17 protein-coding genes are annotated in these 15,639 nt (G+C 61.4%); 7 read left to right on the forward strand and 10 right to left on the reverse strand.

Annotated features, from left to right (window positions below):
- Nucleotides 1-102: 102 nt before the first annotated feature.
- Complete coding sequence (locus tag VNZ93_RS02025) at nt 103-1,239, reverse strand: glycosyltransferase family 4 protein (RefSeq protein WP_325699330.1); 1,137 nt, start codon at nt 1,237-1,239, stop codon at nt 103-105.
- A gap of 169 nt (nt 1,240-1,408) precedes the next feature.
- Here VNZ93_RS02025 and VNZ93_RS02030 point away from each other — a divergent pair, with 169 nt between their 5' ends.
- Nucleotides 1,409-3,625: an exopolysaccharide transport family protein gene (locus tag VNZ93_RS02030; RefSeq protein ID WP_325699332.1), complete on the forward strand. Its 2,217-nt coding sequence runs from the start codon at nt 1,409-1,411 to the stop codon at nt 3,623-3,625.
- Nucleotides 3,626-3,637: 12 nt separating this feature from the next.
- On the opposite strand, the gene VNZ93_RS02035 is transcribed toward VNZ93_RS02030, so the two are convergent.
- From VNZ93_RS02035 to VNZ93_RS02045, 3 genes are all read right to left on the reverse strand, one after another.
- The gene (locus tag VNZ93_RS02035; RefSeq protein WP_325699335.1) at nt 3,638-4,840 is read right to left on the reverse strand and encodes a GNAT family N-acetyltransferase; all 1,203 of its coding nucleotides are present in this window, start codon (nt 4,838-4,840) and stop codon (nt 3,638-3,640) included.
- 153 nt (nt 4,841-4,993) lie between these two features.
- On the reverse strand, nt 4,994-5,629 hold the full coding sequence (locus tag VNZ93_RS02040; protein WP_325699338.1) for a type VI secretion system-associated protein TagO: 636 nt from the start codon (nt 5,627-5,629) through the stop codon (nt 4,994-4,996).
- Between the two features lie 53 nt (nt 5,630-5,682).
- Nucleotides 5,683-6,096: a hypothetical protein gene (locus tag VNZ93_RS02045; protein WP_325699341.1), complete on the reverse strand. Its 414-nt coding sequence runs from the start codon at nt 6,094-6,096 to the stop codon at nt 5,683-5,685.
- Nucleotides 6,097-6,327: 231 nt separating this feature from the next.
- Between VNZ93_RS02045 and VNZ93_RS02050 the strand changes: the two genes are divergently transcribed.
- On the forward strand, nt 6,328-7,389 hold the full coding sequence (locus tag VNZ93_RS02050) for a polysaccharide deacetylase family protein (protein WP_325699344.1): 1,062 nt from the start codon (nt 6,328-6,330) through the stop codon (nt 7,387-7,389).
- Here VNZ93_RS02050 and VNZ93_RS02055 read toward each other — a convergent pair.
- Nucleotides 7,386-7,595, reverse strand: coding sequence for a DUF2842 domain-containing protein (locus VNZ93_RS02055; RefSeq protein ID WP_325699347.1), 210 nt, complete (start codon nt 7,593-7,595; stop codon nt 7,386-7,388). The two genes, VNZ93_RS02050 and VNZ93_RS02055, sit on opposite strands and share 4 nt — an antisense overlap.
- Before the next feature lie 69 nt (nt 7,596-7,664).
- Here VNZ93_RS02055 and VNZ93_RS02060 point away from each other — a divergent pair, with 69 nt between their 5' ends.
- A complete protein-coding gene (locus VNZ93_RS02060) occupies nt 7,665-8,744 on the forward strand; it encodes a COX15/CtaA family protein (protein ID WP_325699350.1) in 1,080 nt (359 codons plus the stop codon).
- A gap of 12 nt (nt 8,745-8,756) precedes the next feature.
- Here VNZ93_RS02060 and VNZ93_RS02065 read toward each other — a convergent pair whose 3' ends face one another.
- The 5 genes from VNZ93_RS02065 to VNZ93_RS02085 all read right to left on the reverse strand — a co-directional run bounded on the left by VNZ93_RS02065 (nt 8,757) and on the right by VNZ93_RS02085 (nt 13,041).
- On the reverse strand, nt 8,757-9,827 hold the full coding sequence (locus VNZ93_RS02065) for an HD-GYP domain-containing protein (RefSeq protein ID WP_325699353.1): 1,071 nt from the start codon (nt 9,825-9,827) through the stop codon (nt 8,757-8,759).
- 128 nt (nt 9,828-9,955) lie between these two features.
- Nucleotides 9,956-11,236 carry an O-acetylhomoserine aminocarboxypropyltransferase gene (locus VNZ93_RS02070; protein ID WP_325699356.1) on the reverse strand — a complete coding sequence of 427 codons (1,281 nt, stop codon included), beginning with the start codon at nt 11,234-11,236 and terminating at the stop codon, nt 9,956-9,958.
- A gap of 168 nt (nt 11,237-11,404) precedes the next feature.
- Nucleotides 11,405-11,986 (reverse strand): CoA-binding protein, encoded by a 582-nt coding sequence (locus VNZ93_RS02075; protein WP_325699359.1) that lies wholly within the window; start codon nt 11,984-11,986, stop codon nt 11,405-11,407.
- Nucleotides 11,987-11,998: 12 nt separating this feature from the next.
- Nucleotides 11,999-12,226: a hypothetical protein gene (locus VNZ93_RS02080; RefSeq protein WP_325699362.1), complete on the reverse strand. Its 228-nt coding sequence runs from the start codon at nt 12,224-12,226 to the stop codon at nt 11,999-12,001.
- Nucleotides 12,226-13,041, reverse strand: coding sequence for an enoyl-CoA hydratase (locus VNZ93_RS02085; RefSeq protein WP_325699365.1), 816 nt, complete (start codon nt 13,039-13,041; stop codon nt 12,226-12,228). The genes VNZ93_RS02080 and VNZ93_RS02085 overlap by 1 nt, the downstream gene beginning before the upstream one ends.
- Before the next feature lie 70 nt (nt 13,042-13,111).
- Here VNZ93_RS02085 and VNZ93_RS02090 point away from each other — a divergent pair, with 70 nt between their 5' ends.
- The 4 genes from VNZ93_RS02090 to VNZ93_RS02105 form a co-directional block, all read left to right on the forward strand.
- The gene (locus VNZ93_RS02090; protein ID WP_325699368.1) at nt 13,112-13,549 is read left to right on the forward strand and encodes a PaaI family thioesterase; all 438 of its coding nucleotides are present in this window, start codon (nt 13,112-13,114) and stop codon (nt 13,547-13,549) included.
- 128 nt (nt 13,550-13,677) lie between these two features.
- Nucleotides 13,678-14,139, forward strand: a complete 462-nt coding sequence (gene rplM, locus VNZ93_RS02095) for a 50S ribosomal protein L13 (protein WP_325699370.1) — start codon at nt 13,678-13,680, stop codon at nt 14,137-14,139.
- A 2-nt stretch (nt 14,140-14,141) separates the two neighbouring features.
- Complete coding sequence (gene rpsI, locus VNZ93_RS02100) at nt 14,142-14,627, forward strand: 30S ribosomal protein S9 (RefSeq protein WP_325699372.1); 486 nt, start codon at nt 14,142-14,144, stop codon at nt 14,625-14,627.
- A gap of 196 nt (nt 14,628-14,823) precedes the next feature.
- Nucleotides 14,824-15,639 (forward strand): GGDEF domain-containing protein (locus VNZ93_RS02105; protein WP_325699375.1); only part of this gene is annotated, 816 nt, incomplete at its 3' end.

Raw genomic sequence — 15,639 nt, forward strand, 5'->3', positions numbered from 1 at the left:
ACATTGCGCCGTCCCTCGATCCGTCACGCCGGTGGCCATGCGGATCTTGTTTTGAGGGGACAGGTCGTATCGGAAAAAATTCAACAAAGGCTTATTCGCATTTTAGCTTCTGCGCGCTGCAATCGCCGCGCGATAAGCCTCAATTCCGCCATCGACCATGTCGTCGAGGGAGAAATTGGTTCGCACGCGTTCGCACAACAAGGCTGCACGCTTGCGCGTGGTATCCGGATCGTTAACGGCTTCGTTCAATTTGTCCGCAAGTGCAGCGCGATCGTCGGGCGGGATCAGGTTGTCCGCGAGCGGGCCGAACATGTCGGGGATGCCACCGACATTGGTTGCGATCAGCGGCTTCCCGGCGGCAGCGGCTTCCAGAACGATATAGGGAAAGGATTCCGCGCGCGACGGTACCGCCATGATGCGTCCAAGCGCAAAAGCCTCGCGGGCGGGCATAGGGGGAAGAAATCGCACCGCGTTCTCAAGTCCCGATGCCGCTGCCTGGCGCTTCAGGTCTTCACCCGACGCGCCAGCGCCGACGATCGTTGCGCTCAACGCAAGGCCGCGGTCGCGCAGGGCTGCGATCGCAGCGAGCAGCACGTCGATGCCCTTCAGCTTTCGCAATTCGCCGATATACAGGATGTCTGTCGCGTCAGCAGACAGCTCGACGTTGGCAAATTCGTTGTCGCCAACACCGTTCGGCACAATCCGCCACGACGCTGCCGGCTTCCCGATCTTTTCGCGGAACATCCTTTCGATGAAGCCGCTCTCGAACAGGAACAGGTCGGTGCGATTGTTGAGTATCTTCTCCAGCGTCAGATAGAGCCGTCCGCTGGCCGTGCGTGGCTGAAACAGCATGCTGCCGCCATGCGGCGTATAGACCCGCAAAGCGCGTCCGGCTGATGTCGACAATCTCGCATAGGCGCCGCCTTTCGCGCCGTGCCCGTGCACGACGTCTGGCGCGGCTTGCCGGATGGCCGCCGCAACGTGCCACATCGCGGATACGTCGCCGAAGCCCAGTTGTCGCGTCATCGGGATGCGGGAGAGGCCAAGCGGCAGGTTCGGGGAGAGCTCGTTCAGAACCCGTATCGCGTTGTCGCTGCCGGTGAGACTGTCGCAAACGACGCCCACGAGGTGCCCACGCGCCGACTGGCCACGAACCAGATCGGCGACGTGCCGGAACAGGCCGCCGACGGGTGACCGGAGCACATGCAGGATGCGCAGGGGCCTTGCAGGATGGAGCATCGCAAGGATGTGGGACTTAATGGTTAAGTGATGTTAACGGATCGAAGATGAAAGCGATTCTCCGCATCCGCCAATAACCTTGCGCTTATTGGCCGCATGTCTTGCGCCCTTTAACGCGACAATAACCATAATCGGCCGAAATAGCTCCGTTCGTGGTGCGGAGTCGGTGATGCGGTCGGTACAGCAGAGTGACGTCGGCGTTTCCCCAACGCAGGCCGATAGCGAGCTCGATCTAGGCGCTCTTGGTGCCGCCCTGTGGCGCAGAAAATGGTTGATCCTGATCCCGACGCTTCTTGTCGCCGCGGCGACGATTGTCATCGTCGATCGGATCACTCCGAAATTCCGCTCCGAAGCCAAGATCGCAGTCGAGGGACGGGAGAACGTGTTTCTCCGTCCCGAGGCCGAGAAGTCCATCGACCGTGCCGCCGCCGACCAGGAGACGATTGCGACACAGGTCCAGATCATCCAGTCACGCGACATTGCCCGTCAGGTGATCCGCGAATTGAAGCTCGGCGATCTCCCCGAATTCGATTCGGTACGGGACGGTGTCTCTCCAATTGGAGCGCTGCTGTCGGTGATCGGCTTTGGCCGCGACAAGCTGAAGATGACCCCGGAAGAACGGGTGATGGAGGTTTATTACGAGCGGCTGACGGTGTCGGCCGTCGAGCGTTCGCGAGTCATCACCGTTGAATTCCTTAGCGAGGATCCGGAGCTTGCAGCTAAGGTCGTCAACGCGATCGTCGACGCCTACATGCAGATGCAGCAGCAGGCGAAGCTCGACCAGACGCGCAGCGCCGGCGCATATCTCGCCAACGAAATCAAGCAGCTGCGCCAGACGGTGCAGGAGGCCGACGCGAAGGTCGATGAATTCCGCGCGAAGTCGAACCTGTTCATCGGCAACAATCAGACCAGCCTCAATACGCAGCAACTTGGTGAATTGACCACCCAGCTCGCAACGGTGCGCGCCCAGAAGGCCGATCTCGATGCGAGGTCGAAGGCGATCCGCGACATGCTCAAGTCCGGCAAGCCTGTGGAATCGGCCGATATCGTCAATTCCGACCTGCTGAAGCGTCTGGTCGAACAGCGCGTGCTGCTGCGTGCGCAGCTTGCCGAGCAATCCTCGACACTGCTCGAGCGTCATCCGCGAATCCAGGAACTGAACGCGCAGATCAACGCGCTGGATGCGCAGATTCGGGGCGAGCTTGAGCGCCTCGTGACCTCGATCGAGAACGATGCCCGCATCGCCGCGTCGCGTGTCGATCAGACCAACGAGGCGATCGACCGCATCAAGAGGCAGATCAGCGGGGCTTCGCCCCAGGATGTGCAATTGCGGGCGCTTGAGCGAGAAGCCAAGGCTCAGCGCGATCTGCTGGAGTCCTATCTCGCCCGCTATCGCGAAGCGACCGCCCGCGAGAACATCAATGCAGCCCCGGCCGAGGCGCGCGTTATCTCCCGCGCCACGGTGTCGAACGTCCCGGCTTATCCGAAGAAGCTCCCGATCCTCATCGTGGCGACGCTGGCCACCTTCTTCCTCCTGTCCGCCTTTGTGCTCTCCTCGGAAATCCTGAGGCAGGGCGTGCCGGCGCGCGATCTGGTCCGGCGCGCCAGCCCGCTGCCGGCGGCTCCGGCCGAACCGACAGCCCCCGAAATGCCGGTTCCCGCGCCATCGAAGACGCGCCGGTCGCTCTTTGGCCTGTTCCGTCGAAAGGCAGGAGCGGATGGCGTTGCCGAGCCCGAACTGAAGGCAAAGCCGACGATCGAAGTGCCGGTCCCGGCACCGGCTGCGCCAAAGGCCGACCGGATCGAAACGCTCGCCAATGCGCTCTCAACCATGGGCGAGCCCGGACGCTGCGTCGTCCTGTTCGGCACCGGCCGCAACGTCGGTACGACTTATGCCGCGCTTGCGCTTGCACGTGCGCTGTCGACGAAGGGCGGCCGTGTCGTGCTCGCCGATCTCGCACTCAGCGCCCCCAATCTGTCGATTACTTCGGTCGATCCTCAGGCTCCGGGCTTGGCAGAGCTCGCGCGCGGGACCGCATCATTCGGCGACATCATCACCCGCGACAAGTTCTCGCGCGTTCACATCGTGTCGACCGGGCAGGTGGCGGGCGATGCGCTCAACATCTTCGCATCGCCGCGTCTGACCATCACTCTCGATGCGCTTGCGCGGGCCTATGACCACATGGTGATCGATGGCGGCGCCATTGCCGACAGCCCGATCAAGCTGCTCGCCGGTATCGCACCGCGTGCGGTTCTGGTGGCGAAGGATCTGGCTGCTCCCGAAACGCTCGAAGCCCGAGCGAAACTCAACGTAGCGGGCTACGCCGACGTAGCCGCGATCCAGGGTGGCAGCGATCAGGCAGGTTCAGAGCCGGTTGCGGCCTGAGTGGGAGCAAGGTCAGCGCGCGAACAGTTTCGCGCGCGTCTTGCTGACAAGATCCCACATCTGCGGATTGTTCTTGATCGCGCTCTTAAGGGTGCGCATCGCCTTTGTCGCCATCGCAAAGACGTGACCGCGTGACGTCAGGCCGATGAAGCTGTCGAAGGGCTGCTCGACGGTGTCGCACAGCGCCGATTTGTATTCCGCCGAACCGACCCCGAGATTGAGCGTGTCGAACCCGCGCTTTGCACAATCGTCGACAAGCTTCATCAGCAAGGTCAGGCCCGGGCTCATGCGTGCGTGCTCGCTGAGCGTATAGGAATTGAACATCGTCGAGAATGCGTGCCGGTCGTGTATTCCGGCGAACAGCGCGAGAATTTCGTAATCGCATTCGAGCGCGTGAATTTCGATCAACGGCGTGCCGTTGGAGAGACCCGTGCAGCACGCCTGCCGCAGAAACTCCTCCGTGCCGGGTTCGTCGAACGCATTGCCGATGCCGCGCGCCGCAAGCCGCGCCGCCTTCTGTTTCAGAAATTCCGAGACACAGCGGTCCGCCTGTTCGGGTGTCGTCACGCGAACATACCGATAGCCGGGGAGTTGCGCGAGGTGGCGCTCCTTCCGGCGAAGCTTCCGGCGCGTATCGGAATTGTAGCGCCGTGCGATGATCTCATCGCCGCTGCCGTGCAGCGACAGGCTGTAGCATTTGTCGGGCGCCGGTTGATGCGGCAGCAGCAGCATCGGGTTCGCGATGCCGCGGATCTGCATTGGCTGATTGTGCAAGGCCAGCGCGTCGATCCCGTGTTCGGTGAGCCGCCGCAGGATGGCCTGCAGATCGGAGAGGGTGACGTTGGCGACGACATCGCTCCGCCACAGCATTGTCCCGACATTGGCGTGGCGCCCGCAGAAGAAGCTCGCAACCTGACAGCCGGCCACCGAGTTGCGGACCAGCGGCCAGACGAAGAGGGGGCTTCCTGCCGCATCTCGCCCGATGACGACACAAGGCTTGTAACCGGCCGGCGCGCCGACGTGACGGAACCACAGCGCGCAAAGGTCGAAATCCTGATAGGCGCTGGCGAAGCAATCCTGCGCCAGGAGGGCGCGCCAGGGGCCCTCTGCGGCCTCCATGGTGTCGGCAATGTCCACCACCCAGGCGCTGCCGGACCGGACCGGCAGAGCAGGTAGCGGCAGCGCATGGTCGGTCCTCGCCAGCGCAAAATTCATCGCCAGTCTCCTTGAAAAACCCACCGTGGCAAAGGATTCTCAACAAAGGCTTAGGAGAAACGAAATCAATTAGTTAAGCGTGATTCTTCAAAGGGTTTGCCGTCAGACGTTCGCCGGCCGTTAGATCACGTCGCAATGAAAGACCGATGGTTGTTACTGCTTAGGCGATGAGCTTTTGCGCCTTTCCTCTTGCCAAGCGCATGCTGCCTGCAGTGGTTTGATAGCTTCCGCGAGTCCAGAGATCGGAAATTCCGCTGTAACAGCGCTCTCGGAAAGCGGGGTCGCAACAACATACAATGTCTGCCCGTCGATCAGTTCTTTGATGAAGGGGATTGCATTCGCGCCACCCCACAAACCGAGCGCTTGGTGGTCGTTAGACTCCTGCATGCGCTTCTTCACTGCAGGGCGCTTGTCGATGCGATATGTTACGGTGCCGTGATTGAGGTCGCTCATGAAATGACCCCCGAAGATTATGTATGCGTCCGTTTTCCTCTCGCGGCAGGCGAGGATAAGGTTGGCGTGACGCTTCTGTCCAAATCTGGCGCGCAACGGCTCTAACGATTCCAGCGAGATAACGACGTTCTTGACGTCGCTAATTTTCGAAGTCTCCTCGACAACGTGCCAAGCACCTTTTATTTGGCTCGACTGTGTCTTGCGATAGCTAAGGTCATAACACAGCAGCCGCTTCGCGGAGTCTTCAATGCGGGCGCATTGCTCATTTCCAAAAGCAGATTGCGCGGCCAAAGCGCCAAGTGATATCAGCGCCAGAAGGTATCCCTCAGACCTCATCTTTCCTCCAGTTTCTTCGCGTCTGCGTGCGCCCCGCTGGACCGGCGATGCCACTAGCGCCCGACGGCCCGAGTAAAGTCTTCCCACTTCCGATATTTCGTCGGCCCGTCAGCCGTGAAAACCTCGACCGCGCCCTTGGGCAACATGCGGAAGCGATAGCCCATGTATTCTTGATCGTATTCTTCCGGGATATCGTCTGGTCGATACACATCGACTTTGAAAACAGTTGGAAGATGTAGCTGGGACCTGCCGTGCAGCAATGATCCGACGCCGATAGCAAGCGTGCATCCGATCCAAGCTAGGAAGAGCGAGATCGAAAAGAGCGCACCCTCAGCCTTGCCCGTGGTGAGAAGTACGGAAGCTAAGAAAACCGATGGGACGCCCAGACACACCTGGACAATCCAAAAGCAAATGGCGGCGACTCCGAACTGCCTACGGATTGCGAATTCGCGCGTCTTAAAAACCATCCCATCCCCCGGATCTGCATACCATAACTGCTACTTTTGCGGATGGGGAGCTGGTCGTGCCCGCGAAAATAGAAGGGGCGGAGGCGCTGAATCCGTCCCGCCCTTTGCCCAGTTTTGCCGACTTTTGATTCCACAAGGGTCTCAGAAGTCGTTGTTTTGAAAGCGTTAATCCTAACTCAACAAAGCGTTGGCAGAATCGCGCCTCTTTCATTGAAAAGCGGCAGTTCGGCAGTGAGCGGGCTCAAAAAGACCATCATCCGGGCAGGGCTCGAGACGCTCTATTTCAGCGGCGCCCACGTCGCCCTGCGTCCGTTCTTCCAGGGGGTGGGCGCCATCCTGACGCTTCACCATGTGCGGCCAACGCGGCCCGGAAGTTTCCAGCCGAACCGGCTTCTTGAGGTGTCTCCCGGGTTTTTCGCGGCCGTGGTGCGGCGGCTCAAGCGGTCCGGCCTCGACATCGTGTCGCTCGACGAGATGTACCGGCGCCTGGTGCAGCGAGATTTCAAGCGCCGCTTCGTGTGCCTGACCTTCGACGACGGCTACCGCGACAACCTGCAATGGGCCTATCCCATCCTGAAGAAGCACGAGGTTCCGTTCGCGCTCTATGTGCCGACCAGCTTTCCCGACCGCATCGGCGAAATCTGGTGGGTCGCCCTCGAGCGCGTGATCGCGAATAACGACCGCATCGGCCTTTATGTCGACGGCAAGGAGCGGCGCTTCGACTGCGCGAGTCTCGACGAAAAGCGGAACATCTACGAGCAGCTCTATTGGTGGCTGCGCAGCCTCGAAACCGAGGAAGAGCTGCGAACCGTCGTGCGGGACCTCGCGGCGCGCTACGGCGTCGACATGAAGGCGCTCTGCGATGAGCTCTGCATGAGCTGGGAGGATATCGCGGAATTGTCGCGCGACCCGCTCGTCACGATTGGCGCGCATACCGTGAACCACTACATGCTGAAGAAGACCCCCGATCGCGTCGTCCGGGCCGAAATGGAGATGAGCCGCGCGGTTATCGAGTCCGCGATCGGCATTCGCCCCGAGCACTTCTCCTATCCGGTGGGCGACCCGAGTTCCGCAGGGCCGCGCGAGTTCGCGATTGCCGCCGAAGTTGGCTTCAAGACCGCGGTCACGACCCAGCCCGGCGTGCTCTTTCAGGAGCACCGCAACCACCTGATGGCGCTGCCACGCATCTCGCTGAACGGCGAGTTCCAGCAGTTGCGCTATCTGCGTGTCCTGATGTCGGGAACCGCGACCGCGATGTGGAACGGCTTCCGTCGTAGCCCGAAGGCCGCCTAGGCCCTTCGGCCGCCTTCCATCCAGCGGATCAGCGGCATGGCGGGCAGAATCCAGCCCATGCCCGCAACGACGTAGAAAATCCACGCTGCGATTGCGTTCGGGCTCGAGAATGCGAACTGCGCGAACGCCATCGCCAGCAGCGCCCAGACCGTGATCAGGAGCAACAGCAGGACAGCGCCGATCAGCTTTCGCGTGCGATTAGACATGCGCGGGTTCGAGTTGTATGGCGACGGGACTGCTGACTATATCGTCGGCGGCGGTCCGGCAAGATGCAGATGGCGGCAGGTTTGGAAATCGAGATCAACCAGGAGAAGGGGCGGCGCGCTGTCAGGGCATGGCTGCTGATTGTGGCTGCGTTCGTGGTGGCAACGCTTGTTGTCGGTGGCGCGACGCGACTGACGGAATCGGGACTTTCCATCGTCGAGTGGAAGCCGGTGACCGGACTGGTGCCGCCGACTACAGAGGCGCAATGGACCGCCGAGTTCGAGAAATACAAGCAGATCCCGCAATACCGTGAGGTCAATCGCGGGATGTCGCTGTCCGACTTCAAGACGATTTTCTGGTGGGAATGGGGGCACCGTGTTCTGGGCCGTACGATCGGCGCGGTGTTTCTGATCCCGTTCCTGTTCTTCCTGTGGCGCGGCTATATCGGACGCGATCTGCGCGCACCGCTCTTCGGCCTGTTTGCGCTAGGTGCGATCCAGGGCGCGGTTGGGTGGTGGATGGTGTCATCCGGCCTGACCGAACGGGTCAGCGTCTCGCAATACCGGCTCGCGTTCCACATGACGCTCGCCTGCGTGATCTACGCCGCGATCATCTGGATCGTTGCCCGCATGAAGGCTCCTGCTCCAGTTGCAGCGCCCGTGCGCTTGCGCGTCATCGCCGGACTTTTCGTCGCGCTCGTCCTGCTGCAGATCTATCTCGGCGCGCTGGTTGCCGGGCTCGATGCCGGACTTGTCTACAACACATGGCCGCATATCGACGGCGCGCTTGTTCCGTCTGCGGATCGGCTGCTGTTCGAAACTCCGCTATGGCGCAATTTCTTCGAGAATGCGCTGACGGTTCAGTTCAACCATCGTGTGCTGGCCTATCTCATTCTGCTGCTGGCGCTCTGGTATTGCTTCGACGTGAACCGCACCGTGAAGGATCGAACCACGCGCGCCTATGCGACATTGTTCGTGCTGCTGATTGGCATCCAGGCGATGATCGGAATAGCGACGCTGCTTTACGCCGTGCCGATCAGTCTAGCGCTTCTTCACCAGGCAATGGCGATCCTGCTGCTGACGGTTGCCGTGCTGCAGGCCGCAACGCTGATCGCACGCCACGTCCGATCGCCGGCGCTCGCGCAGGTGTGAGCCAGTCGCCGACTATGCAGTGAATTCCGCGCGACACGTCGCGAGATCATGGGCGAGTGGCGCGAAGACGCGAACCAGAACTCCGTCGAGTTTCGGCCCCATCTGCTGCAGGACGTCCAGAGCGTTGGTGGCCGACATGGGTGGCCGGTACGAACGCGGCTCGATAAGCGCGCCAAAAACGTCCGAAATCGTCATCATGCGATTGAGGTCGGAAATGTCTGACCCCTGCAGGCCGTGCGGATAGCCCGACCCGTCCAGATACTCGTGATGATGCAGGATCATGTCGAGAGTATCGTCCGGAAGTCCCGGCGTTTCGCGAAGCATTTCATGTCCGATCACAGGGTGCGTCTGCATGATCATCATTTCGCGCTCGTCGAGTGCGGCCGGCTTCTCGAGGATTTCGACCGAGATCCGCGCCTTGCCGATGTCATGCAGCAACCCGGCAATCGCCATGCGGTGCGTGTCTTTCCGGTTGAAACCGAGATGAAGTCCGAACGAAACGGCCACCGCGGTTACAGTCAGACAGTGGGTGTAGGTGCGGCTGTGATGCGCGCGGATTGCCGCAAGATAGGCGGAGAGCCCGATGTCTCTCAGTCTGTCGACGATACGCGCACCCGCTTCGGACACGAATTCCATGTTGGGAATCTGACCGGTACGTGCAGCTTCGAAAATGTCGCCGATCGTCTTCAGGTCTTCGGCCGGGTCGCTGATCGAAGGTTGCAGAGGCGGGCCGGGGTAACGATCGAGCCTGCACAGCAGCCCGTCGAGTTGCGCGGCGTCGAGCGGGCGCGCGAAGACCGCTGTCGCTCCAATCGCACGAGCCTGCGTAAGCTGGAGATAGGAGGTGACGTCGTCCACGCAGATGATGACCGGTCCACGCGACGCACGGCGCGACAACCATGTCCTGATCCTCTCGACGTCTTCGGGATGGCTCAGATCGAGATCGAGGATCGCAGTGTCCTGCGGCGGCGAAAACGGCAGGTCGTGCAGCCGCAGGAAATCCGCGGACACATCGAACGGCAGCATCGCGCGAATGGCCGCGAGTTGGTGTGAAGATGCTGCTACGACGCTTATGCCGGACATGTGCACGGACCCGAAGAAGCCGTGCGAGAGGCTAGCGCAAATACTACTAAAAATTGTAAGCGCCGCCGTGCGCGGCGCTTAATTTGCGTTAACGATTGTGGCTGTCGCAAACCGGTCCGCTTGCCTGCCTATGCCGCGAGGGCCTGCTCCAGATCGGCAATGATATCCTCCTTGTCCTCGAGGCCGATCGACAGACGCACGACATCGGGGCCGGCGCCGGCCTGCGCCTTCTGGGCGTCGGTCAGTTGCCGATGCGTGGTCGAGGCGGGGTGGATGATCAGCGAACGGGTGTCGCCGATATTGGCGAGGTGCGAGAACAGTTTCACGTTCGAGACGAGCTTGACGCCGGCCTCGTAGCCGCCCTTCAGTCCGAAGGTGAGAACGGCGCCGGCGCCTTTTGGGCAATAGCGCTGCGCCAGCTTGTGGTAGCGGTCGCCCGGCAAGCCGGAATAGCTGACCCAACTGACCTTGGGATGCCGTGACAGCCACTCCGCCACTTCCTTCGCATTGTCCGAGTGGCGCTGCATGCGCAGCGGCAGAGTCTCTACCCCGGTGAGGATCAGGAACGCGTTGAATGGCGAGAGCGCGGGGCCGAGATCGCGCAGGCCCAACACGCGGCAGGCGATCGCAAAAGCGAAATTGCCGAAGGTCTCGTGCAGCACGATGCCCTGATATTCCGGCCGCGGCTCCGACAGCATCGGATAGCGGCCTTCGCGCGACCAGTTGAAGGTGCCGGCATCGACGATCATGCCGCCGATCGAATTGCCATGCCCGCCAAGAAACTTGGTCAGCGAATGCACGACGACGTCGGCGCCGTAGTCGATCGGCTTGCACAGATAGGGCGTAGCCAGCGTGTTATCGACGATCAGCGGTACACCGGCCTTGCGCGCAACGTTCGCCACTGCCTCGATGTCGGTGATGATGCCGCCCGGATTGGCGATCGACTCGATGAAGATGGCTTTGGTCTTCGGCGTGATCGCGCGCTCGAAGCTCGAAATATCGTCGGGGTCGGCCCAGCTCACATTCCATCCGAAGCTCTTGAAGGCATGGTTGAACTGGTTGATGGAGCCGCCATAGAGCTTTTTGGAGGCGACGAGTTCATCGCCCGGCATCATCAGCGTCTGCATGACGATGACCTGCGCGGCGTGACCGGAGGCAACGGCAAGACCGGCGGTACCGCCTTCCAGTGCGGCGATCCGTTCTTCCAGCACTGCATTGGTCGGGTTTCCGATGCGGGTGTAGATGTTGCCGAAAGCCTGCAATCCGAACAGCGAGGCGGCGTGATCGACGTCGTCGAAAACGTACGACGTGGTTTGATAGATCGGGGTTGCGCGGGCGCCGGTGGTCGGATCGGGTTGCGCGCCGGCATGGATGGATAGCGTGGCAAAGCCTGGAGTGCGCTCGGTCATGGCAGGATCCTTCACGCTGTTCGCCCGCGGATTGCGGTCGTCAGGGGCGGTTGATGTATCTAAGGCCAAGAACGGGTCAAGCGGCACACAGAAGCCGCCGGTATTTCAGTCAAGCAATTCCGTATTTTGGCAAATCACGAGGATTTCATGCTCTAAAAAGGCGATAGCTTAGGTTTTGATGTCACGTTCCGCACGGGCGGTCGCATCGGTCGTACCGCCCGCCATGGTCTGTCGCTGCAAAGACATGCGCTGGATTCCCTTGCCGAGCAGCGGCGCACGCTTGGAAGAGAGCGTACGCGAGTTCACGCCCATCCATGAGATTTCCGACGACAGCCGCCCGTACTCGATCTTGGGGCAGCGGTTCATGATCACTTTCAACCCGGCGGCATCCGCGATCGCTGCAGCTTCATCGTTGCGCACGCCAAGCTGCATCCAGATCACCTGCGGCTTCGGATTGAGCGCAAGGGCCTCCCGCACAACGGAGACCGCCGCATCCGAATTGCGGAATATGTCGACCATGTCGACAGGTTCGGGAATGTCCGCGAGCGTCGCATAGACCTTCTGCCCGAGGAGTTCCTTGCCCGCCTGTCCCGGATTGACCGGGATCATGCGGTAGCCGCGCTCGAGCAGATATTTGAATGCGAAATAGCTCGGCCGGTTGGTTTTCGGCGACACGCCGACCACGGCAATGGTCTTCACGGTGTTCAGGATGCCCCGGATGAAGGCATCGTTGTAGCTGTCATGATTCATTTGCGCCTGGACTTAGGCCTCACGCCGGAGGAGCGCAATGGGACCGATCGTAAGCATACCCGCTGCAAGCGACATCGCCGTGGTTTCGACGATCTGCCCGAGGCAGATCGTGCCGCACTGATGGAAGGCAAGGCCGAGCAGGGCGGTCGCCATGGTGATGCCCCATGCGCTGCCAGCCGTAACGCCGCGTATGAGCGTGCGGCGGTCAGGTTTCGGCCAGCGTTGCGCGATCGCGATCATCAGCGATCCTCCCAGGCAGCATCGCGCTTCTCGATGAATGCACAAATGCCCTCATTCGCATCGTGCGTCATCATGTTTTCCGTCATCACTTCGCTGGCATAGGCATAGGCGTCGGCGAGACTGAGCTCCGCCTGGCGATAGAAGGCCTGCTTTCCGATTTTCACCGTTGCGCGCGATTTTGATGCGACGGTCCTGGCGAGCGCGAAGGATGCGTCAAGCTCGGCGCCTTTGGGCACGACGCGATTGACGAGGCCAAGACGCGCGGCTTCTTCGGCCGAAACCGGCTCTCCGGTCAGGAGCATGTGCATCGCGTTCTTGCGCGGAATGTTGCGTGTCAGCGCCACCATCGGCGTCGAGCAGAACAGTCCGATGTCAACGCCGGGCGTCGCAAAGCGCGCTTCTGTCGAGGCGATCGCAAGGTCGCAGGTCGCGACAAGCTGACAGCCGGCTGCGGTCGCGACGCCCGATACGCAGGCGATCACCGGCTGCGGGATCGCAATGATCTTCTGCATCATGTCGCTGCACGACGTCATGATCTGGCGGAAATAGGCCTTGCCGCCATCCGGATCGGACCGTCGTGCGGTAAGCTGCTTCAGATCATGCCCCGCGCTGAACGCTGGACCATTCGCGGCAACGATCACAGCGCGGATCGCAGCCTCGCGTCCGATCGCGTCGAACGCCGCGGAGAGGGCGGCGATCAATTCCTCGGACAGCGCATTGCGCGCGGCTGGATTGTTCAGCGTGAGGAGCGCGATGCCGTCGCGGTCTTCGCGCAACAGGATCGTCGCGCTGTCCGGCCTGGCGTGGACATTCATCTCGGAGCCCTTTGCGTTGCGCGCAAGCCATTGTATCCGATCTCATCTCGGCATGCGAAGGGCGGGCAGCATGACAAAGCCGGCGATGAGCGTTGCGGATCTGGAAGAGTTCCTGAACCGCGAATTCCCGCAGGCCTTTCATCCTGGCAGCGGATTGTCGATCGAAGAGGTCGAACACGGACGGGCCGTCGTTCGGCTTGCCTACAGCGAGAAGTTCGTACGGCCCGGCGGGACCATTTCCGGCCCGACCATGATGATGCTGGCCGATTTCGCCCTTTACCTCGCCGTCCTTTCCGCCATCGGGCCGGTGGCGCTTGCAGTGACGATCAACTTCAACATCAACTTCCTGCGCCGTCCCGATCAGCGCGCGCTCATCGCGGACGCTGCGATGCTCAAGCTCGGCAAGCGGCTCGCGGTGATGGAGGTCACCCTCTATTCCGAGGGGAGTGAGGAGCCGGTCGCGCATGTCACGTCGACCTACTCCATTCCGCCGAATTCCGGGGCTTAGGTGAAGGTAAAATAAAACCGATTTTACAAGTGTCTGATCTTTAATAGCTAATTTCCGTCGTTTGGCGTTGACGGGATTCCGCCGATCGCTTAGAAGCCCGGCCAACTCAAACCTCCCGGACCATGGCCATGAAAACCTTTTCGGCGAAGCCCGCCGACGTAGAAAAGAAATGGGTCGTGATCGATGCCACCGGCCTCGTTGTCGGCCGGCTCGCTTCGATCATTGCGATGCGCCTGCGCGGCAAGCACAAGCCGAGCTTTACCCCGCATGTCGATGACGGCGACAATGTCATTGTCATCAATGCGGAGAAGGTCGTCTTCACCGGCCGCAAGCGCGATCAGAAGATGTACTATCACCACACCGGCTTTATCGGTGGCATCAAGGAACGTTCGGCCAAGTCGATTTTCGAAGGCCGCTTTCCGGAGCGCATCGTCGAAAAGGCGGTGGAGCGCATGCTCCCGCGCGGTCCGCTCGGCCGCAAGCAGCTCGGCAATCTGCGGGTCTATCCCGGCACCGAGCACCCGCACGAAGCCCAGAAGCCCGAGGCGCTCGATGTCGGCGCCCTGAACCGCAAGAACAAGGCAGCCTGATCATGGCCGAATCCGTCTCGTCCCTCGAAGGTCTTTCGGCCCTGAAGTCGCAGGGTGCGCAGGCCGCCGAACAGCCCAAGCATGTTCAGAAGCTCGACGCGCAGGGCCGCGCCTACGCCACCGGAAAGCGCAAGAACGCCGTCGCGCGCGTCTGGATCAAGCCGGGCTCCGGCAAGATCGTCGTCAACACCAAGCCGGTCGAACAGTTCTTCGCCCGTCCGGTGCTGCGCATGATGATCCAGCAGCCGATCGTCGCTGCGAACCGCTCCGGCCAGTATGACGTGATCTGCACCGTGTCGGGTGGTGGTCTCTCCGGCCAGGCCGGCGCGGTTCGGCATGGCATATCGAAGGCTCTGACCTATTTCGAGCCTGACCTGCGTTCGCCACTGAAGCGCGGTGGCTTCCTGACCCGCGACCCGCGCGTGGTCGAGCGCAAGAAGTACGGCCGCGCCAAGGCGCGTCGCTCGTTCCAGTTCTCGAAGCGCTGACGCGCCAACAACTCGAACCGAACTTGCATCGAAAAAGGGGCCAATTGGCCCCTTTTTTGTTGGCGATTTTACTGAAAATACGGCGGCCCGCCGAAAGCGTACGACAAGACCCTGTCTCGTATTCAAGTGACAGACTTTTGAGAGTCCACCGCCGAAACGCTTAGGCGGTTCCTGTCGCAGAATGCGGGAAGCTTCCATGGCGCTCGACTTGCCGACCCTGTTCTTTGTCTCGACCTGTGTGACGGCTCTCCTTGGCATTTTCCTTCTCGCCCTGTGGCTTCAGGACCGCTCGGTCCGCGCACTCGGATACTGGGCATCGGCCTACCTGATCGGCGGATTTGCCATCGCGCTGTGGGTCCTCAGCCCGGATATCTTGCCGGCCGCGGGCGCGGACCTTGCGAGCGCCTTGCTCTTCACCTGCTGCGGACTGATCTGGAGCGGAGCGCGTAAATTCCACGGACGCGAGCCGTCCGTCGGCTTCGCGATCGCAGGCGCGGTGGTCTGGCTGGTTGCGACCCGCATTCCCGAGCTGATGCAGTGGGACAATGCGCGCGTCGTCATCTCCTCGCTGATCATCACGACCTATGCCGTGCTGACCGCGTTCGAACTGCGCCGCGAGCGTCGCAAGTCGAAGGGCGGCGCGGCAGCCAAGGCGCGCGCGCTGATGATCCCGGTGCTGCATGGCGTGATCTTCCTGTCGCCGATCCTGACGACGACGCTGTTCACGAACGCCGCGCCGATCGCGGCCAACGGCTTCTTTCCGTTGTTCGCGCTGTTGACGCTGCTTTATGTCGTGGGCACCGCCTTCATCGTGGTGGTCATGGCAAAGGAGCACTCCGCACTCGTCCACAAGACCGCGGCCATGACCGATCACCTGACCGGTCTGTTCAATCGGCGCGGTTTCCTGGAAGCGGCGGAGAAGCTGATCGAGAGCCAGCGCAAGAGCGGGCAGCCCGTCACGATCATGATGTTCGATCTCGACCACTTCAAATCGATCAACGATCGGTTTGGG

Source organism: Pseudorhodoplanes sp., from assembly GCF_035565795.1.
Taxonomy (GTDB): Bacteria; Pseudomonadota; Alphaproteobacteria; order Rhizobiales; family Xanthobacteraceae; genus Pseudorhodoplanes.